Consider the following 20,066-nt stretch of genomic DNA (forward strand, 5'->3'; position numbering starts at 1 on the left):
AGAAAGCACAACTCACTCCCGCTCAAATCAGGTATCAAGTTAGAGAAAGAAGATCATTCATTCACACAAATTTTCACAACCACCTGTATTGCCTCCTCCATCGTTTTACCGTACCTCCTATACCCTATTTCTTCTTTTTATATAATTACCATAAAATGTTGATGTAGCGGGTTTCTAATAAAGAGAATATGGGTAAAATTTTATTATTGGCTTTTTGCCTTATAGCCCTTTTGCGAAATAATGTATATACATAGTGAAATGAATAGAGTAATTCATTGTCAAAATGAGAAAACTTTTTTATAATTAAAGTCAAATATAGTCAAAGTCAGAGCGGCGAGAGGGGGAGTCAAGCGATGAAGAATATATCAGATATTATTGAGAGTTATTTAAAGAATGTATTAGAGATGAGTGAGAAGGAATTAGTCGAAATTAAAAGAAGCGAGATTGCTGATAAGTTTCAATGTGTCCCCTCTCAAATCAACTATGTTATTAACACCCGCTTTACCATCGAAAGAGGCTATGTTGTGGAGAGCAAGCGTGGCGGAGGCGGATATATTCGTATTATGCGGGTTCAGTCACATGATAGGGCACATCTTATTGAACAGCTCAGCAGTCTAATTGGTGACCGGATTTCTCAAAGTAATTCAGAGGCGTTAATTGGTAGGCTTGTTGAGGAAGAAGTGATTTCTATCCGTGAAGCAAAAATTATGATGAGTGTGATGGATCGCTCAGTTTTACATTATGAACTGCCTGAGCGTGATGAGCTTAGAGCAAGAATTTTAAAGGCGATGTTTATGACGTTACGATATAAGTAAGTGAGTAGTAAATGAGGTGGAGAAATGCTTTGTCAGGAATGTAATGAACGGCCGGCTACGCTGCAGTTCACGAAGGTGATTAACGGCAAGAAGGCAGAAGTGAACCTTTGCGAGCATTGCGCCGCTGAGAAGGGGGATATCTTTATGCTCCATGATGGGGGCAATTTATCTTTCAACAATTTACTTGCAGGCCTTTTAAATATGGGTCTTGGCATGACATCGACGAAGGCGAGTCCCGGCTTTGGGGGCGACCAGCTGGAATGTCCTCATTGCCATTTGACTTACCGGGAGTTTGTGAATAGCGGGCGGTTTGGCTGCCGGCAATGCTATGAAACCTTTGCGCCGTATTTGGAGCCGGTTTTAAGCAGGCTTCATGGCGGGAATGTAAACCATACAGGCAAGATACCAAAAAGAGCCGGCGGCACGCTTCATATAAGAAAGCAGATTAATGACTTGAAGGCAGACCTGCAAGCGTTGATTGAGCAAGAAGAATTTGAAAAGGCTGTACATGTCCGTGATGAGATTCGTCAGCTTGAGAAGGAGATTGAGGCTGCGTCTCAGGAAGGGGGCGGGGAAGGTTGACGATTGAAAATTTTATGAACCATGCAATTAGTTCATGGATGAACCAGGAAGGTCCGGAATCAGATATCGTGATGAGTTCGAGAATTCGGCTTGCACGTAATGTGAAGGATCTTTCCTTCCCGACAGTGTTCTCCGCAGAGGAGGCGGCTAAGATGCTCCGCAAAGTGGAGAATCGTCTTGGCGGCCAGTATCTGCCGGGACTCGGCACTTTGGAGATGGTGAGGCTGAGAGACCTTCAGGCGCTCGACAGACAGGTTCTTGTGGAGAAACATTTGATCAGCCCGCTGCTTGCGAAAGAATATGAGATGGGCGGAGTCTTAATCACAGAGAATGAAGAGGTCAGTATCATGGTAAATGAGGAAGACCATATTCGGATTCAATGTTTATTCCCTGGACTTCAGCTGAAAGAGGCTTTAGATGTAGCGAGCCGGATTGATGATTTGCTTGAAAATGAACTTGATTATGCATTTGATGAGAGGATTGGGTATTTAACGAGCTGTCCTACCAATGTTGGTACCGGTCTGCGGGCTTCTGTGATGCTGCATTTGCCGGGGCTGGTGCTGACAAGGCAAATGGATAGAATCATCTCGGCCATCAATCAGCTTGGACTGGTCGTTCGGGGCATGTATGGAGAAGGCAGCGAGGCACTCGGGAATATTTTTCAAATCTCGAATCAAATGACGCTTGGAAAGACCGAGGAAGCCATTGCTGAGGACTTGGACAGTGTGGTGAAGCAAATAATTATGCAGGAAAAAGCCGCGCGTGATACATTGGTCCAATCTTCAAACATACAATTGGAAGATAGGGTATTCCGTTCCTTAGGGATTTTATCGAATGCCCGCATCCTCGAGTCTAAGGAAGCGGCTAAATGTTTATCAGATGTTCGGCTGGGGATTGATTTAGGATACATCCCCAATATTACGAAACATATATTAAATGAATTAATGGTTGTAACGCAGCCTGGTTTCCTGCAGCGCTATGCAGGCGGGCCGCTGAACCCAAAAGAAAGAGATATACGAAGAGCTTCTCTCATTCGGGAAAGGCTGGCATTAGAAGATAAACCAATGAAAGAATAGGAGGAACTTATCATGATGTTTGGTCGATTCACAGAAAGAGCACAAAAGGTACTCGCACTAGCACAGGAAGAAGCAATCAGGCTCGGTCATAATAATATCGGTACGGAACATATCTTACTTGGCTTGGTGAGAGAGGGAGACGGCATTGCCGCGAAGGCACTATATGCTCTTGGATTAAGCCCGGAAAAAATCCAAGAAGAGGTTGAAAATCTCATTGGGAAAGGTTCTGAGACGGTTCAAACGATCCATTATACTCCCCGAGCGAAAAAGGTTATCGAGCTTTCCATGGATGAAGCAAGGAAATTGGGCCATTCCTATGTGGGAACCGAGCATGTCCTCCTTGGGCTGATTCGTGAAGGAGAAGGCGTCGCAGCCAGAGTGTTGAATAATTTAGGCGTCAGCCTCAATAAGGCAAGACAGCAAGTATTGCAGCTTCTTGGCAGCAATGAATCGGGTGTTCATCAAGGAGGAGCCTCCTCTGCAGCCAGCACACCTACCCTTGACAGCCTGGCACGTGATTTGACCGCCATTGCAAGAGAGGGAAGCCTTGACCCGGTAATTGGCAGAGGGAAAGAAATTCAGCGTGTGATTGAGGTGTTGAGCCGCCGCACGAAGAATAACCCTGTTTTGATTGGAGAGCCCGGTGTTGGTAAAACAGCGATAGCTGAAGGACTCGCCCAGCAAATCGTCAATAATGAGGTCCCAGAGATTTTGCGGGACAAACGCGTCATGACACTGGATATGGGAACGGTTGTAGCCGGTACTAAATACCGCGGCGAATTTGAGGACCGTCTCAAAAAGGTGATGGACGAAATTCGAGCAGCCGGCAATGTCATCCTCTTCATTGATGAGCTTCATACCTTGATTGGTGCAGGCGGAGCTGAGGGTGCCATTGATGCATCTAATATTCTGAAACCATCACTCGCACGCGGTGAGCTTCAATGTATTGGTGCGACGACGCTTGATGAATATCGTAAATACATTGAGAAGGATGCAGCACTTGAACGCAGATTCCAGCCAATCCAAGTGGATGAGCCGACAATTGATGAGTCCATTCAAATTTTGAAGGGTCTGCGTGATCGTTATGAGGCCCATCATCGAGTATCTATTACCGATGAAGCAATTGATGCAGCGGTAAAATTATCAGACCGCTACATCTCTGACCGATTCCTTCCGGATAAAGCCATCGACTTAATTGATGAATCCGGCTCTAAGGTGCGTCTCCGCTCTTATACAACACCACCTAATTTGAAAGAACTTGAGGTGAGACTGGAGGAGGCACGCAAAGAAAAGGATGCGGCAGTTCAAAGTCAGGAGTTCGAAAAAGCAGCTTCCTTACGCGATATGGAGCAAAAATTGCGTGAAGAGCTTGAGAATACAAAACGTAATTGGAAGGAAAAGCAGGGCAAGGAAAACAGCGAGGTAACAGTGAATGACATCGCACATGTTGTTTCCAGCTGGACTGGAATCCCGGTTACGAAGCTTGCGCAGACAGAATCTGATAAACTGTTGAATATGGAAGACATTCTTCATAATCGTGTCATTGGTCAGGAAGAGGCTGTAAAGGCTATTTCGAAAGCGGTTCGCAGGGCGAGGGCTGGTCTTAAAGATCCGAAGCGTCCAATTGGCTCCTTCATCTTCTTAGGGCCTACCGGTGTCGGTAAAACCGAGCTTGCTAGAGCTCTTGCTGAGTCCATGTTTGGAGATGAGGATGCCATGATTCGGATTGACATGTCTGAGTACATGGAGAAACACTCAACCTCCCGTCTTGTTGGTTCACCACCAGGCTATGTCGGCTATGAGGAGGGCGGCCAGCTTACAGAGAAGGTTCGCCGAAAACCATATTCCGTCGTGCTGCTTGATGAGATTGAGAAAGCACACCCTGATGTTTTCAACATTCTATTACAGGTGCTTGAGGATGGAAGGCTGACAGATTCGAAGGGACGTACAGTAGACTTCCGTAATACAATCTTGATTATGACATCCAATGTGGGTGCACATAGCTTGAAGAAAAACCGGTATGTTGGTTTCAATATGCAGGATGAAGGCCAAGACTATAAGGATATGAAGGGGCAGGTTATGGATGAGCTCAAACGGGCTTTCCGTCCAGAATTCTTGAACCGGATTGATGAAATTATCGTCTTCCATGCTCTTGAGAAGAAACACCTGAAGGAAATTGTGACATTGCTGTCTAATCAATTGATTAAACGCTTGAAGGAGCAGGATATTGACCTTGAGCTTTCAGAAGCGGCTAAGGAAAAAATTGTCGAAGAGGGCTACGACCCAGACTATGGAGCCCGTCCGCTTAGAAGAGCTTTGCAAAAACATGTAGAAGACTTCTTGTCTGAAGAGCTTTTAAGAGGCAATATAGATAAAGGGAAACAGATTGTCATTGATGTGGAGAATGGCGAATTCACGGCTAAAACCGGTGAAAAGAGCCTGGCAAGCAAGTAAGATGAAGTAAGAAGAAGGGCACTTCCTATATGTGGATTGTGCCCTTTCCTTTCAATAGGAAAAAAGGCATTTCACCCTATGTATGGATTGGAGGGTTATGCTGCAGCCTGCTTCCTGAAGCGGGTTATATCCCCTTTAGTCTCTCCGAGTGGGCTGGTTATAAAGAAACCGAGTCCTCATCTATCATTACTTCTAACACATATCTTTGAGGAAATTTCCATATGAGCAGTCATGTATTTACGATATAAATGAAAAAGGGGCAGGTGGATCTGCCTGCACCGTAAGAGAGAGGATACTACCCTTTATGGCAAAGAAAAAAACGAAGTTCATTTGTCAGTCCTGCGGGTATGAATCTCCCAAGTGGATGGGGAGATGCCCAGGCTGTAACGGTTGGAACACGATGACAGAGGAAGTTGAAATCACGGCTTCAAAAAATCAGCGCAGAACAGCTTTTACCCATACAGATCAGCCAATGTCAAAGCCGGTATCCATCATGACGGTGGGAACTGAACAGGAGCCGCGGGTTATGACCGACTCGGGTGAACTGAACCGTGTACTTGGGGGCGGAATCGTGCCGGGGTCTTTACTATTGATTGGGGGAGACCCAGGGATAGGAAAGTCTACCTTGCTTTTGCAAGTATCGGCCCAATTAGCGAGAAAGGATTATGATGTCTTATACATATCCGGAGAGGAATCTGTTAAGCAGACGAAGCTTCGTGCCGTAAGGCTTGGAGTCACTTCAGATCACCTATACGTTTATTCAGAAACGGATATGGGGATGATTGAACAAGCGATCAATGAAATCGATCCGGACTTCGTTATCATTGACTCCATTCAAACAGTCTTTCATCCAGATGTCACATCTGCACCAGGCAGTGTATCCCAAGTGCGTGAGTGTACGGCTGAGCTGATGAGATTGGCGAAGACGAAGGGAATTGCCATCTTCATTGTCGGACATGTGACAAAGGAAGGGAATATAGCGGGTCCGCGCCTTTTAGAGCATATGGTTGACACTGTATTATATTTTGAAGGGGAGCGGCATCATACCTTCCGGATTTTGCGAGCTGTCAAGAACCGCTTCGGCTCGACGAATGAGATGGGAATCTTTGAAATGAAGGAAGAGGGACTAGAAGAGGTCATGAATCCTTCCGAAATATTCCTTGAGGAGCGATCACAGGGAGCGGCAGGGTCTACCGTTGTTGCCTCGATGGAAGGGACACGGCCTATACTAGTAGAAATCCAAGCCTTGATTTCACCATCGATATTCCCTAATCCACGCCGGATGGCAACAGGAATTGATCATAACCGGGTGTCACTGCTGATGGCTGTACTGGAAAAAAGAGTCGGTCTTCTATTGCAGAACCAGGATGCCTATTTAAAGGTAACAGGCGGAGTCAAGCTTGGTGAACCTGCAGTAGACCTGGCCGTAATTGTCAGCATTGCTTCCGGATTCCGAGATGTGCCAACGAGAGCAACAGATTGTATTGTTGGCGAAGTCGGGCTGACAGGTGAGGTCCGCAGGGTTTCCCGAATAGAGCAGCGAGTGAAGGAAGCAGCCAAACTCGGATTTGAACGAATTATCATACCAGCCAATAACTTAAGCGGATGGACGCCTCCATCTGATATAAAGGTTGTTGGTGTAGCAACAGTCAGTGAAGCATTGAAATATGCGTTAGGGGGATAACTAGATGGATAAAAAGGTAGTCGAACGGGATAAATCACAGATCATACAGCTTGTAGCCCCGGGGACACCGCTCAGAGAAGGCTTGGACAATGTGCTTCGAGCTAATACAGGAGGCTTAATCGTTGTCGGCTATAACGATAAGGTAAAGGGCCTTGTCGATGGAGGGTTTAAGATTGGCTGCCCGTTTTCACCAAGCTATTTATATGAGCTCGCGAAAATGGATGGGGCAATTATTTTGAATGATAAGATTGATACTATTATGTTTGCGAATGCACATCTCGTGCCAGACAAAACGATTCCTTCCATGGAGACAGGCATGCGTCACAGGACAGCGGAACGAATTGCGAAGGAGACAAAATCACTCGTGATTGCCATCTCGCAGCGGCGAAATATTATTACCCTTTATCAAGGGAATTTCCGTTATGCCTTGAAGGAACTGTCAGTCATCTTGACGAAGGCGAATCAGGCCATGCAGACCTTGGAAAAATACCGTTCCGTGCTTGAGGAAAGCATCCAAAATCTAAGCAAGCTGGAATTTGAGGAGCTCGTAACATTCGGTGACCTTACCCATGTCTTGAACCGGCTGATTATGGTTATCCGAATTAAAACAGAGCTCCTATCCTATATGAATGAGCTAGGGGTAGAGGGGCGCTTGCTTCGGCTCCAGCTGAAGGAAATGCTGAGCGGCGTAGAGCAAGAGGCCTTTCATATTCTAAAGGATTATCACCATCAGCCTGATGCCTGCTCCCCGGAGAAGGTGTTTGAGCTGTTAAGCGAAATGTCTCAGTCAGAAGTGATTGAGGATACGGCTCTTATGAAGGCCCTTGGCTATCCAGGAGCAATGCCGCCTGAGCAATCGATAGCACCATGCGGGTATCGGGCTTTGCATAAGATTCCAAGGCTTCCTTTATCGATTATCCAAAATCTCGTCAAAACCTTTAAAACTTTGCCTGGCTTAATGAAGGCGGGAGTGGAGGATTTAGATGAAGTAGAAGGAATCGGGGAGGTCCGTGCGAAGAAGATTCATCAAGGATTAAAAAACCTTAAAAGTGTCAATAAATTATAAAAGGCAGAATTCTGACATCTAGCTGACATACTAAAAGGTATAATGAAGGAGACAGGCTTGAAAAATGCCAAAAATATGGTCTCAAGGGAAATGTTACAGACGCTTTACAGGATGTTTACAGCTTCAGTTTTATAGGGAAATAAGTAGGATGGGTGTTTCTGCTCGTTTATAATTAATTATAGGAGGTGAAAGAATGTTGAAAAGAATACTGCAAATTTGTTTCATATTTATCGGCGGGGCACTGGGCATGGGTATTTTGCCTGATTTATTACCATTGATCAATATTGATAATGAATTAATAACGAATCCGATTTCTTCTGCTATTTTAGGTGCAATTATATTCTATCTCATTACTTTCTGGTTGGTTGACTATGTCGCCCATTTTATTAAATGGATTGAGGAGCAATTATTGATTGCCCCTATTACGGATATTATCTTTGGAAGTATGGGCTTGTTAATTGGGCTCTTGTTGGCATTTTTGATTACATTGCCGTTGAATCAAGTGCCTATTCCCATATTGAATACGGTTTCTCCGATTCTTTTGACATTAATATGCGGTTATTTAGGATTTCAGGTAGGGTTTAAGAAGAGGGATGAGCTGACGAAGCTTGTGACGAATTCTGTGAAGACAAAGAAAAAAGGCTCTGAGCGGGATGGTGAAACAGCGGAGGACTCACCAGTTAAGCGTAAGGTCCTTGATACAAGTGTCATCATTGACGGCCGAATCGCTGATATCTGCAAGACAGGCTTCTTAGAGGGCCCGCTTGTAATCCCGCAGTTCGTGCTTGGAGAGCTTCAGCATATTGCGGATTCCTCTGATGCATTGAAGCGTACTAGAGGCCGCAGGGGACTTGATATCCTGAATAAGATTCAAAAGGAACTCCCTATTGAAGTCGAGATGTATGAGGGAGATTTTGAGGATATCTCTGAGGTGGACAGCAAGCTGGTCAAATTGGCAAAAACAATTGATGGAATCGTGGTTACAAATGATTTCAACTTGAATAAGGTATGTGAATTCCAGAATGTCCAGGTGCTGAATATTAATGAATTGGCGAACGCGGTTAAGCCAGTCGTCATCCCAGGTGAAGAGATGAATGTTCAAGTCATCAAGGATGGTAAGGAGCAGAACCAAGGGGTTGCTTACCTGGATGATGGTACAATGATTGTAGTGGAAGAGGGACGCAATTATATCGGCAAGAAGATTGACGTCATTGTAACGTCTGTACTGCAGACCTCTGCAGGCCGGATGATCTTCGCCAAACCGAAATTATTAGAAAAGGCTCTTTAAACCGAATTTTTAGGGGTATTGTAATCATGAAGTATGAAGTCATTATTCCTGCCGCGGGGCAGGGGAAGAGAATGAAGGCAGACCGGAATAAGCTCTGGATTGAGCTTGAAGGTGAGCCAATCATCTCTCATACATTGCGTCAATTTGGCGCAGATGAGAATTGCAAACGTATTCTCCTTGTGGTGAATCCTTCCGAAGAGCCTGACTTTCAGGTTCTTTCAGAGAACTGGCAATTGCCGGTACCGATTGAGCTCATACATGGAGGCAGCGAGCGGCAATACAGTGTGAAGAACGCAGTTGATTCTCTAACCGATGAAACGGAGATTGCTCTCGTCCATGACGGGGCAAGACCATTTATTACCCGCCCGCTCATTGAGAAGCTGATAAAGGATGCTGCCGAACATGGCGCAAGTGTTCTTGCAGTACCGGTTAAGGATACGATTAAGCAGGCAGAAGACTCCTTCATCACGAAAACGATCGAACGTTCAAGCTTGTGGGCTATTCAAACCCCGCAAGCTTTTCGTGTGTCCATCCTGAAGCGTGCACATAGTAAGGCGCAAGAGGATGGGTTCCTCGGAACGGATGATGCGAGTTTGGTCGAGCGCTTATGTATGCCAGTGGCGATTACGGAAGGGAATTACGATAATATCAAAATTACGACTCCAGAGGACTTGTATTTCGCAAAAGCCATACTGGAGAAGAATAAAGGAGTCCAGCATGATTAGAATAGGGCAAGGGTTTGATGTACATCAATTAGTGGAAGGTCGTCCGTTGATTATTGGGGGAATAACCATCCCTCATGACAAAGGCTTGCTAGGTCATTCTGATGCAGATGTTTTGCTGCATACGGTGGCTGATGCAATCTTAGGTGCACTGGCGGAAGGGGATATTGGCAAGCATTTTCCTGATACGGATATGGCATTTAAGGATGCTGATTCAAAACTGCTGCTGAAAGAAGTATGGGCAATTGCAAAGAAGAAAGGCTATAAGCTTGGCAATATCGATTGCACAATCATTGCGGAGCGTCCAAAAATGCGCCCTTACATCGATCAAATGCGAGAAGTGATTGCGGGTATCCTAGAGGCTGAAATGGAACAGGTTAATGTGAAGGCGACGACAACAGAGAAGCTCGGTTTTCCGGGTAGAGGAGAGGGGATTGCCTCACAGGCAGCTGTTCTTTTGGTAAAAGAATAAGGCCGGGCAGTTTTCTTCCTTTATGAATTAGTGGTAAAATGAACCCACAATTAGTTACTTTATCTTTTTGGGAGGAAAAAAGAATGACAAGCAGTATTCGTGTTCGGTATGCGCCAAGTCCAACCGGACATCTTCATATCGGTAATGCCAGAACAGCATTATTTAATTACTTATTTGCGAGAAGCCAAGGCGGAAGCTTTATTATCCGTATTGAAGATACAGATCAAAAAAGAAATATTGAAGGCGGCGAAGAGAGCCAGTTGAAGTATTTGAAATGGCTCGGTATGGACTGGGATGAAAGCATTGACTGCGAGGGAGCTTATGGCCCTTACCGCCAGTCTGAGCGTCTTGATATTTATAAACAATATTATACAGACCTGATGAACAGGGATATGGCTTATAAATGCTACTGCACGGAAGAGGAATTAGAGAAAGAGCGTGCAGAACAAATGGAACGCGGTGAAACACCAGCTTATTCCGGTAAATGCCGTCATTTGACGAAGGAGCAGCAAGAAGCATTGGAAGCAGAAGGCAGAAAGCCTAGCATTCGCTTCGCTGTCCCTAAAGGCAAGGTGTACACATTCAATGATATGGTCAAAGGGGAAGTATCCTTTGAATCAGACGGTATAGGCGACTATGTCATCATTAAGAAAGACGGTATTGCAACCTACAACTTTGCTGTGGCGATTGATGATCATCTTATGGAAATCTCCCATGTTCTGCGCGGGGATGACCATATTACCAATACACCGAAGCAGCTGATGATCTATGAGGCATTTGATTGGGAGCCTCCTGTGTTCGGCCATATGACATTGATTGTTAATGAAAGCCGGAAGAAATTAAGTAAGCGTGATGAGTCTATCATCCAATTCATTGAACAGTATGAGGAATTGGGCTACTTGCCTGAGGCACTGTTTAATTTCATCGCATTGCTAGGCTGGTCTCCGAGCGGTGAAGAGGAGCTCTTCACGAAGGATGAGTTCATTTCTATCTTTGATGCTGACCGTCTGTCTAAATCTCCGGCATTGTTCGATAAGCAAAAGCTTACATGGATGAATAATCAGTACATGAAGAAGGTTGATACAGAGCGCGCACTTGAGCTGGCTCTTCCGCATCTTGTGAAGGCAGGACGTGTGTCTGAGAATATGACGGAGGAAGAACGCCAATGGGTGTACAAGCTTGTTGAGCTTTACCAAGAGCAAATGAGCTTCGGTGCAGAGATCGTTGAGCTTTCCGGATTATTCTTTAAGGATGAGCTTGTTTATGATGAAGATGCGAAGGAAATACTAGGGGATGAGACTGTTCCAGAAGTGCTTGGTGCCTTCCTAAATGAGGTAAATGCATTGCCTGAATTTACGGATGCAGAGATCAAAGCTGCCATCAAACGCGTTCAGAAGGAAACAGGTCACAAGGGCAAGAAGCTGTTCATGCCGATTCGTGTGGCTGTAACTGGACAAGCTCATGGTCCAGACCTTCCAAAAGCAATTGCTCTTCTTGGCCGCGAGAAAGTAAAGATGCGTTTAGAAGGACTTTTACGTTAACAATTGAGCGGAAATATAATATAGTATAGATAAATCTAATAGGATAAAGCGTTGAGCGGGGAAGAGTAAGATTACGTCTGAGGTTTGACAGAGAATAACCACCATTGGCTGGAAGTGGTTTAAGCCGTCAAGTAATCTGAATGCGCCCCTGAGCCCTTCTTTGAACACCGTATGAGCGGACTAGTAGGAGAAGGCGGCATCCCATTGCCGTTACGAAATGGAAAAGTTGGGGTTCTTGTCATATAGAGAGCCCAAACAGAGTGGAACCGCGCATTTGATAGCGTCTCTGTCCTTCAATGGCAGAGGCGCTTTTTTATTTTTATGGATGGGGAAGACTTTACGCGGGCTCGTGGGTTTTACTAAGAGCCATATGAAGAGGGGGTTATGCAAGTGTGGAAGCGAATGAAAGAGGATATTGATGTCATATTTGAGCAAGACCCTGCTGCTCGTTCTACGATTGAGATTATCTTAACGTATTCAGGTCTGCATGCGATTTGGAACCACCGCATTGCACATGCCTTATATAAACGGCGATTCAAGTTTCTTGCGAGGGCTGTATCACAGATCAGCCGGTTTTTCACTGGTATTGAGATTCACCCGGCAGCGAAGATTGGAAGACGTTTTTTCATTGACCATGGCATGGGAGTCGTAATTGGGGAAACGTGTGAGATTGGGGATAATGTCATTGTCTATCAAGGTGTGACGCTCGGGGGCACAGGTAAAGAAGGTGGCAAGCGGCATCCAACGATAGAGGATAATGTCTTGATTGCGACAGGTGCGAAAGTACTTGGGTCCATCATCATCGGGGAGAACTCAAAGGTTGGTGCGGGTTCGGTTGTTTTGAAGGATGTCCCGGCAAATTCAACTGTTGTGGGTATCCCAGGCAAGGTAGTCATTAAAGACGGGATTCGGTTGAAGCAGGATCTGAACCATCGTGATCTGCCAGACCCAGTTGATGATCAATGTCAGCAAATGCAGCAGCAGATTGATGAATTGAAGCAGGAACTGCAGGAATTACGAAAGGAGTTAACAAAGCATGAGCATTCAAATATATAATACGCTGACGAGAAAGAAAGAGCCCTTCCAACCGATAGAGGAAGGAAAAGTGAAGATGTATGTATGCGGTCCGACTGTATATAATTATATTCATATAGGAAATGCACGACCGGCAATTGTTTTTGATACGGTTCGAAATTACTTGAAATACAAGGGATATGACGTCAAGTATGTCTCCAATTTCACGGATGTCGATGATAAGTTGATTCGAGCTGCACGTGAGCTGCATGAGGATGTTCCAGCGACTGCTGACAGATTTATTCAAGCCTACTTTGAGGACGTAGGAGCCCTAGGCTGCCAAAAGGCTGATGTGCATCCGCGGGTTATGGAAAACATGGATTTAATCATTGAATTTATTCAAGCCTTAGTTGATAAGGGAATGGCGTATGAATCGGGCGGCGATGTCTACTTCCGAACAAGAGAGTTTGACGGTTATGGCAAGCTTTCACACCAGTCCATCGATGAGCTCCGAGTAGGCGCGCGTATTGAAGTGGATGAAAGAAAGCAGGATGCGCTTGATTTCACCTTGTGGAAAGCGGCTAAGGAAGGAGAAATCTCCTGGGACAGTCCGTGGGGCAAGGGGCGCCCTGGATGGCATATTGAATGCTCCGCTATGGCGAAAAAATATCTAGGAGATACAATTGATATTCATGCCGGCGGTCAGGACTTGGCATTCCCTCATCATGAGAATGAAATTGCCCAATCAGAGGCATTGACTGGTAAGCCATTCGCAAATTATTGGATGCATAATGGTTATATCAATATAGATAATGAGAAGATGTCCAAATCTCTCGGTAATTTTGTCACTGTTCATGATATTATCAAACATCACGATCCAATTGTTTTGCGCTTCTTTATCCTTTCTGTTCATTACCGCAACCCAATCAATTACAGCGAAGAATTGCTTGAGGCAACGAAGCTGTCATTTGACCGCTTACGTACGACGTATGAGAACTTAAAGCATCGCCAAACAGCCAGCACGAATATCACGACAAATGATGAGGAATGGCTCGAGAAAATTAAGGGACTGCATGCATCATTTGAAGAAGCTATGGATGACGATTTCAATACAGCTAATGCGATATCTGTTTTATTTGAGCTTTCGAAGCTTGGAAATCATTATTTGCTTGAAAAGGTTACTTCCTCTGATGTGATTGATGCTTTCTTGAATGAATTTAAGGTATTGTTCGGAGTGCTCGGAATGCCGATTGAGGTTGAAGAGACATTGGACGAAAAAGTGGAAAAATTAATTGAAGAACGCAATCGTGCGAGAAAGGAACGCAATTTCGCCCGTTCGGATGAGATCAGGGACCAATTGAAAGAGATGAACATCATCCTGGAGGATACACCTCAAGGCACGCGTTGGAAACGGGGATAAGAGAATGTTTGATTTGAAGGAGCTTGATGTAAAAGGATTGGGAAGTCTGGCTCTTGCCTATATGGGTGATGCCGTTTATGAGGTGTATATCCGGCATCATCTCTTACTCTTAGGGCAGGTCAAGCCTAATAAGCTTCATAAAGAAGCCACGAAATTTGTATCAGCAAGAGCGCAAAGCGCCGTGCTTCATTACATGCTTGATGAGAAGCTGTTGAGCGAGGAAGAAGAAGCCGTTGTAAGAAGAGGCAGGAATGCAAAGTCTGGAACTGTGCCGAAGAATACGGATGTTCAGACCTATCGCTATTCAACAGCCTTTGAGGCGCTGATTGGTTATTTGTATGGAAGTAGACAGGAGGAACGTTTGAATGAAATTATCAGGTTATCCATTCAATTTAAAGAAGGGAAGTGAAAAGAATGAGCGATGATTTAATTATGGGACGCAATACGGTGCTTGAGGCACTGCGCTCGGAGCGGGACATTCATAAGATTTGGGTTGCAGAAGGAGCAACTAAGGGGCAAATCCAGCAGGTCATCGCTGTCGCGAAAGAAAATAAAGTCATGATCCAAGTTGTGCCGAAGAAGAAGCTTGACCAAATGGTCGAGGGGAATCATCAGGGAGTTATCGCCCAAGTGGCGGCATATCAATATGCGGAGCTTGATGATATTTTCCGCCTGGCTGAGAAGAAACAGGAGGATCCGTTTATCCTGCTCCTTGATGAGCTTGAGGACCCTCATAACCTAGGATCCATTCTTCGTACGGCTGATGCCTCGGGCGTGCACGGTATTATTATTCCAAAAAGAAGAGCTGTCGGCTTGACGGCAACAGTAGCCAAATCCTCAACAGGGGCGATTGAGCATGTACCAGTTGTTCGTGTGACAAATCTTTCGCGTACGATTGAGGAATTAAAGGAACGCGGTGTATGGATTGCGGGAACGGATGCAAAAGGAAGTCAGGATTACCGCAGAATGGACGGGACGATGCCGCTTGGAATTGTTATTGGCAGTGAAGGCCGCGGAATGAGTCGGATTATCAAAGAAAAATGCGATTTCCTCTTCCACTTGCCAATGGTCGGCCATGTTACATCCCTCAATGCCAGTGTAGCGGCAAGCCTGCTAATGTATGAGGTTTACCGCAAGCGTTATCCTTTAGGGGAATAATATGAAAACCATACTGGTTGTGGATGGTTATAATATCATTGGCGCCTGGCCGGACCTGAAAAGGCTGAGAGACCTTGATTTAGCTGCCGCAAGAGATCGGCTGATTGACATGATGGCTGAGTACCAAGGTTACTCAGGCCATCAGGTCATCATTGTTTTTGATGCCTATTATGTTCAAGGGACGGAAAAGAAGTACCGAAATTCAAAGGTTGAGGTTATTTTCACAAAAGAGAATGAAACTGCAGATGAACGAATTGAGCGTTTGGCATCTGAATTAATCAAAATCAATACAAGGGTATATGTGGCTACCTCTGACTATACAGAACAAAGGACAATATTCGCACAAGGTGCGTACAGAAAATCTGCAAGAGAATTATTGCAGGAAATGGGCTATATACAAAAAGAAATCGACAAAAAGCTAAACGAAAAGATGGAAAAACAGCCAAGCTCTCGCATTCAGTTGAGTCGAGAAGTGTCGGAAATATTCGAAAAATGGCGACGAGGAAATCTTTGAGGACATTGACGCTCTAAAAACGCTTACTGTATAATATTTCTATCTTTGGTATCCTACGGAGGGATCGGTGTGGCAATATCTATCGGGGTAAGCTTGAGTGGCGACTATGGTCTTTTGGATGATGAATTGTTGGTTGACCGTGTGCAAAAGGGAGATAGCGAAGCCCTGGATTATTTGATACACAAGTATAGAAACTTTGTTAGGGCTAAAGCGAGAACCTATTTTTTGATAGGCGCAGACAAAGAGGATATTGTTCAAGAAGGAATGATCGGCCTATTCAAGGCCATCAGGGACTACCGGGAGGATAAACTGACCTCCTTCAAAGCATTTGCCGAGCTGTGCATTACAAGGCAGATTATCACGGCAATTAAGACGGCGACCAGGCAGAAGCATATCCCGCTTAATTCCTATGTTTCCTTGGACAAGCCTATTTATGATGAGGAATCTGACCGGACATTGATGGATGTGATTACCGGTGTAAAGGTAATGGACCCGGAGGAGTTAATCATTAATCAGGAAGAATTTGATTATATAGAGCTTAAGATGGGTGAGCTGCTAAGCGACCTTGAGAGAAAGGTACTCTCACTGTATCTAGATGGACAATCCTATCAGGAAATTTCGGAAGAGCTTAACCGGCATGTAAAGTCAATCGACAATGCCCTGCAGCGGGTCAAACGCAAGCTGGAACGTTATTTAGAAGTTCGATAGAGAGCATTCACATGTAGGAATGGCGGCAATGGGATTATTGACAGACAATTTTCTACATGATAAATTTGTTATTGAATTGTCATGAATATAGGTGTAAATATGAATAAAAAAGTAATCATTGCTTGTACGAAGTGTGGCTCGAGGAATTATACAACGAATTACAAACAAGCTGAGGAAAAGGCGCTTAGGCTCGAACTCAATAAATTTTGTAAAGCCTGTAATACTCACACACCTCATAAACAAACAATCTAAACTGTTTAGATCCTGAGAATACTGTAGGTTGGAGGTTTCATATTAATGCGACGCATTCTAGAGTTCTTCCGAGGCGTATCACGCGAAATGAAAAAGGTTAGCTGGCCTAAGAGAAAAGAGCTAACGACGTATACGATTACAGTTCTCGCAACTGTTATTATTATGTCCGTATTTTTTGCAGTTATTGATTTAGGTTTATCAGAACTTATTCGTCTTATTCTTGGATAGTGAATAAAGAGCGTAAAACATGGTATAATGGAAATTAGCATAAACAAACGTTACTAAGAAGCCCGGAAACGGGTTTTTTAATTTGTCTAAAAAAACGCCCTATGTTAAGCAGGAAACGACTGCTGTTGTCGAGAATGACAGATTGATGATTTACATGATAGGTATTTCCCTATATTACCGTATACAAGGAGGGAAGGACATTAAGTCCTAAAGAAATGGAGAAAAATTGGTATGTTGTTCATACGTATTCCGGTTACGAGAACAAAGTAAAAGCAAATTTAGAAAAACGCGTCGAATCGATGGGGATGCAAGATAAGATCTTCCGTGTCATCGTTCCTGAAGAGGAAGAGACCGATATCAAAAACGGCAAGAAAAAAGTCGTGAAGAAGAAAGTATTCCCTGGCTATGTTCTCGTTGAGATTGTTATGACGGATGATTCCTGGTATGTGGTCCGGAATACACCAGGTGTTACCGGATTCGTAGGATCAACAGGTTCTGGCTCAAAGCCGATCCCGTTGATGCCAGATGAAGCAACAGTGATTCTTAAGCGCATGGGCATGGATGAGAAACGAATCGAAATCGACTTGTTTGTCGGAGATGCAGTTAAGGTGAAAGAAGGTCCGTTTGCGGAATTTGCAGGCACAATCGAAGAGCTTGATAAAGCGAAGGGCAAATTGAAGGTGCTTGTTAATATGTTTGGCAGGGATACCCCGGTAGAATTGGATTTCGACCAGGTAGAAAAATTATAATCCTGAAAAACTTGCCTTTCATATTAAAAAATGATAAGATTTCAAAGGTCAGTATGTCTCAATACGAGACCTGAACTAATGGTATATTCTTTATGGACGAATAAAGAATGATTGTATATTCGAGTGGGAGGGCAAAAGCCCATTTACCACATCACGGACGATAAGGAGGTGTGTCTCGTGGCTAAAAAAGTAATTAAAATCGTGAAATTGCAGATTCCTGCAGCAAAAGCTAATCCAGCTCCACCAGTTGGTCCTGCACTAGGTCAAGCCGGTGTTAACATCATGGGCTTCTGTAAAGAGTTCAACGCTCGTACAGCAGAACAAGCAGGTCTAATCATCCCTGTTGAAATCACAGTATTTGAAGACCGTTCTTTCACTTTTATTACGAAAACTCCTCCAGCAGCTGTTCTTCTTAAGAAAGCGGCAGGAATCGAGTCTGGTTCTGGTGAACCAAACCGTAATAAAGTTGCAACAGTTAAACGTGACAAAGTACGTGAAATCGCTGAATCAAAAATGCCTGACTTAAACGCAGCAAGCGTTGAAGCAGCTATGCGTATGGTAGAAGGTACTGCCCGCAGCATGGGTATTGTCATCGAAGACTAATTGTTGTATGGAGGTTGCGAATGTCGGTACACTCGCAACCTTTTTCGTGGGAGGTCAAATTCCGTTATAACCACAATATTAGGAGGATATTAATAATGGCTAAGAAAAGCAAAAAGTATGCTGAAGCACTTCAGCTTATCGATCGTACAAAAGCATATTCCGTAACAGAAGCAGTTGAACTAGCTAAGAAAACAAACTTCGCTAAATTCGACGCAACTGTAGAAGTAGCATTCCGTCTTGGGGTTGACCCTAAGAAAGCGGACCAACAAATCCGCGGTGCGGTTGTTCTTCCAAACGGTACTGGTAAAACTCAACGCGTATTAGTATTTGCAAAAGGTGAAAAGCTTAAAGAAGCTGAAGCTGCAGGTGCTGATTTCGCTGGAGATACTGACTACATCAACAAAATCCAACAAGGTTGGTTCGATTTTGATGTCATCGTTGCAACTCCTGACATGATGGGTGAAGTTGGTAAATTAGGCCGTGTCCTTGGACCAAAAGGTTTAATGCCAAACCCTAAAACAGGTACAGTTACATTCGATGTTACAAAAGCAATCAATGAAATCAAAGCTGGTAAAGTTGAATACCGTGTAGATAAAGCTGGTAACATTCACGTGCCAATCGGAAAAGTTTCTTTCGAAGACAGCAAGCTAGTTGAGAACTTCACAACTATTTTTGAAACACTTCAAAAAGCGAAGCCAGCTGCTGCTAAAGGCACATACATGAAAAACGTTGCCATCACTACTACTATGGGACCTGGCGTAAAAGTAGACCCATCTTCTTTCTAAGCTTAATAAAATATATTTGACAACCTGATTATTATTTTATATAATTTGTCAGGTGTTATAAATAAAACTTAACATTTATGCCATAGACAGCAGGTGCTGATAAAGCTTAATTTCCTGCCGAGGTATTCGATCATAATAGAACTATTTTGTTCGGACTATCATCGTACCTCCATGTCTAGTTTAGATATGGAGGTTTTTTACGGGTGTGAATGGTAACATTCTACAGGAGGTGTTAATATGAGCAGTGCGATTAACGCAAAGAAACAAATTGTTGACGAAATTGCTGGCAAACTGAAAGACAGTGTTTCCACAGTCGTTGTTGACTACCGTGGATTGAACGTTGCAGAAGTGACAGAACTTCGTAAACAACTACGTGAAGCAGGCATCGAGTTCAAAGTTTACAAAAACTCTATGACTCGCCGTGCGGCAGATCAAGTTGAACTTTCTGGCCTTAACGAAGCTCTTACTGGTCCAAATGCGATTGCATTCAGTAACGAGGACGTTGTAGCTCCGGCTAAAATCTTGAATGACTTCGCGAAAAAACACGAAGCTCTAGAAATCAAAGCAGGTGTTATCGAAGGTAACGTTGCATCTGTTGAAGAAATTAAAGCACTTGCGGATCTTCCATCCCGCGAAGGTTTGCTATCCATGTTGCTCAGCGTGCTTCAAGCTCCTATCCGCAACTTGGCGCTTGCTACAAAAGCAGTGGCAGATCAAAAAGAAGAACAAGGAGCTTAATCGCTTCTTGATGAGCAATACGTATATCATGATTTACTAAAATTAAGGAGGAACTTTATAATGACTAAAGAACAAATCATTGAAGCAGTCAAAAATATGACTGTTTTAGAACTTAACGATCTTGTAAAAGCAATTGAAGAAGAATTCGGCGTAACTGCAGCTGCTCCTGTAGCTATGGTTGGTGCTGCTGGCGGAGA

Annotated in this window: 22 protein-coding genes, 1 pseudogene and 2 other annotated features; all 23 genes and pseudogenes read left to right on the plus strand. The window is 44.1% G+C overall.

Annotated features, from left to right (window positions below; all coding sequences use genetic code 11):
- Positions 1-353: 353 nt before the first annotated feature.
- Positions 354-815, plus strand: coding sequence for a CtsR family transcriptional regulator (locus ACI35L_RS01975; protein ID WP_439802142.1), 462 nt, complete (start codon positions 354-356; stop codon positions 813-815).
- A gap of 24 nt (positions 816-839) precedes the next feature.
- The gene (locus tag ACI35L_RS01980) at positions 840-1,397 is read left to right on the plus strand and encodes a UvrB/UvrC motif-containing protein (RefSeq protein WP_439802143.1); all 558 of its coding nucleotides are present in this window, start codon (positions 840-842) and stop codon (positions 1,395-1,397) included.
- Positions 1,398-1,411: 14 nt separating this feature from the next.
- Positions 1,412-2,473, plus strand: a complete 1,062-nt coding sequence (locus ACI35L_RS01985) for a protein arginine kinase (RefSeq protein ID WP_439802145.1) — start codon at positions 1,412-1,414, stop codon at positions 2,471-2,473.
- 12 nt (positions 2,474-2,485) lie between these two features.
- Positions 2,486-4,927, plus strand: a complete 2,442-nt coding sequence (clpC, locus tag ACI35L_RS01990; protein WP_049672576.1) for an ATP-dependent protease ATP-binding subunit ClpC — start codon at positions 2,486-2,488, stop codon at positions 4,925-4,927.
- Positions 4,928-5,231: 304 nt separating this feature from the next.
- A complete protein-coding gene (gene radA, locus ACI35L_RS01995; protein WP_049672575.1) occupies positions 5,232-6,611 on the plus strand; it encodes a DNA repair protein RadA in 1,380 nt (459 codons plus the stop codon).
- A gap of 4 nt (positions 6,612-6,615) precedes the next feature.
- Positions 6,616-7,677: a DNA integrity scanning diadenylate cyclase DisA gene (disA, locus tag ACI35L_RS02000; protein WP_049672574.1), complete on the plus strand. Its 1,062-nt coding sequence runs from the start codon at positions 6,616-6,618 to the stop codon at positions 7,675-7,677.
- 193 nt (positions 7,678-7,870) lie between these two features.
- Positions 7,871-8,965 carry a PIN/TRAM domain-containing protein gene (locus tag ACI35L_RS02005; protein WP_049672573.1) on the plus strand — a complete coding sequence of 365 codons (1,095 nt, stop codon included), beginning with the start codon at positions 7,871-7,873 and terminating at the stop codon, positions 8,963-8,965.
- Positions 8,966-8,991: 26 nt separating this feature from the next.
- Positions 8,992-9,690 (plus strand): 2-C-methyl-D-erythritol 4-phosphate cytidylyltransferase, encoded by a 699-nt coding sequence (gene ispD / locus ACI35L_RS02010; protein ID WP_439802144.1) that lies wholly within the window; start codon positions 8,992-8,994, stop codon positions 9,688-9,690.
- A complete protein-coding gene (ispF, locus tag ACI35L_RS02015; protein WP_049672571.1) occupies positions 9,683-10,159 on the plus strand; it encodes a 2-C-methyl-D-erythritol 2,4-cyclodiphosphate synthase in 477 nt (158 codons plus the stop codon). The genes ispD and ispF overlap by 8 nt, the downstream gene beginning before the upstream one ends.
- Before the next feature lie 83 nt (positions 10,160-10,242).
- Entirely contained in the window at positions 10,243-11,700 is a 1,458-nt protein-coding gene (gene gltX, locus ACI35L_RS02020; RefSeq protein ID WP_049672570.1) for a glutamate--tRNA ligase, read from the plus strand.
- 42 nt (positions 11,701-11,742) lie between these two features.
- Positions 11,743-11,991: a binding site (T-box leader), on the plus strand.
- Positions 11,992-12,090: 99 nt separating this feature from the next.
- Positions 12,091-12,756: a serine O-acetyltransferase gene (gene cysE, locus ACI35L_RS02025; protein WP_049672568.1), complete on the plus strand. Its 666-nt coding sequence runs from the start codon at positions 12,091-12,093 to the stop codon at positions 12,754-12,756.
- On the plus strand, positions 12,737-14,134 hold the full coding sequence (gene cysS / locus ACI35L_RS02030) for a cysteine--tRNA ligase (RefSeq protein WP_049672567.1): 1,398 nt from the start codon (positions 12,737-12,739) through the stop codon (positions 14,132-14,134). Before cysE ends, cysS begins: the two co-directional genes overlap by 20 nt.
- 4 nt (positions 14,135-14,138) lie before the next feature.
- Positions 14,139-14,543 (plus strand): Mini-ribonuclease 3, encoded by a 405-nt coding sequence (locus ACI35L_RS02035; RefSeq protein ID WP_049672566.1) that lies wholly within the window; start codon positions 14,139-14,141, stop codon positions 14,541-14,543.
- A 5-nt stretch (positions 14,544-14,548) separates the two neighbouring features.
- Positions 14,549-15,292 (plus strand): 23S rRNA (guanosine(2251)-2'-O)-methyltransferase RlmB, encoded by a 744-nt coding sequence (rlmB, locus tag ACI35L_RS02040; protein ID WP_049672565.1) that lies wholly within the window; start codon positions 14,549-14,551, stop codon positions 15,290-15,292.
- Between the two features lies 1 nt (position 15,293).
- Positions 15,294-15,806, plus strand: coding sequence for an NYN domain-containing protein (locus ACI35L_RS02045; RefSeq protein ID WP_049672564.1), 513 nt, complete (start codon positions 15,294-15,296; stop codon positions 15,804-15,806).
- A 69-nt stretch (positions 15,807-15,875) separates the two neighbouring features.
- Positions 15,876-16,514: an RNA polymerase sporulation sigma factor SigH gene (gene sigH / locus ACI35L_RS02050; protein ID WP_049672563.1), complete on the plus strand. Its 639-nt coding sequence runs from the start codon at positions 15,876-15,878 to the stop codon at positions 16,512-16,514.
- Between the two features lie 99 nt (positions 16,515-16,613).
- Positions 16,614-16,766 carry a 50S ribosomal protein L33 gene (gene rpmG / locus ACI35L_RS02055; protein ID WP_082197221.1) on the plus strand — a complete coding sequence of 51 codons (153 nt, stop codon included), beginning with the start codon at positions 16,614-16,616 and terminating at the stop codon, positions 16,764-16,766.
- 45 nt (positions 16,767-16,811) lie between these two features.
- The gene (secE, locus tag ACI35L_RS02060; RefSeq protein WP_049672562.1) at positions 16,812-16,994 is read left to right on the plus strand and encodes a preprotein translocase subunit SecE; all 183 of its coding nucleotides are present in this window, start codon (positions 16,812-16,814) and stop codon (positions 16,992-16,994) included.
- Between the two features lie 215 nt (positions 16,995-17,209).
- A complete protein-coding gene (gene nusG, locus ACI35L_RS02065) occupies positions 17,210-17,743 on the plus strand; it encodes a transcription termination/antitermination protein NusG (RefSeq protein WP_049672561.1) in 534 nt (177 codons plus the stop codon).
- Positions 17,744-17,920: 177 nt separating this feature from the next.
- Positions 17,921-18,346 carry a 50S ribosomal protein L11 gene (rplK, locus tag ACI35L_RS02070; protein WP_049672560.1) on the plus strand — a complete coding sequence of 142 codons (426 nt, stop codon included), beginning with the start codon at positions 17,921-17,923 and terminating at the stop codon, positions 18,344-18,346.
- A gap of 95 nt (positions 18,347-18,441) precedes the next feature.
- Entirely contained in the window at positions 18,442-19,131 is a 690-nt protein-coding gene (gene rplA, locus ACI35L_RS02075; protein ID WP_049672559.1) for a 50S ribosomal protein L1, read from the plus strand.
- Positions 19,132-19,193: 62 nt separating this feature from the next.
- Positions 19,194-19,339 (plus strand) — a sequence feature (ribosomal protein L10 leader region).
- A 29-nt stretch (positions 19,340-19,368) separates the two neighbouring features.
- A complete protein-coding gene (gene rplJ / locus ACI35L_RS02080) occupies positions 19,369-19,869 on the plus strand; it encodes a 50S ribosomal protein L10 (RefSeq protein ID WP_049672558.1) in 501 nt (166 codons plus the stop codon).
- 60 nt (positions 19,870-19,929) lie between these two features.
- Positions 19,930-20,066, plus strand: a pseudogene (gene rplL / locus ACI35L_RS02085) (50S ribosomal protein L7/L12); the annotation flags it as partial.

Origin of the sequence: Pradoshia sp., from assembly GCF_051873915.1 — a bacterium.
In the GTDB taxonomy this organism is placed as follows: Bacteria; Bacillota; Bacilli; order Bacillales; family Pradoshiaceae; genus Pradoshia.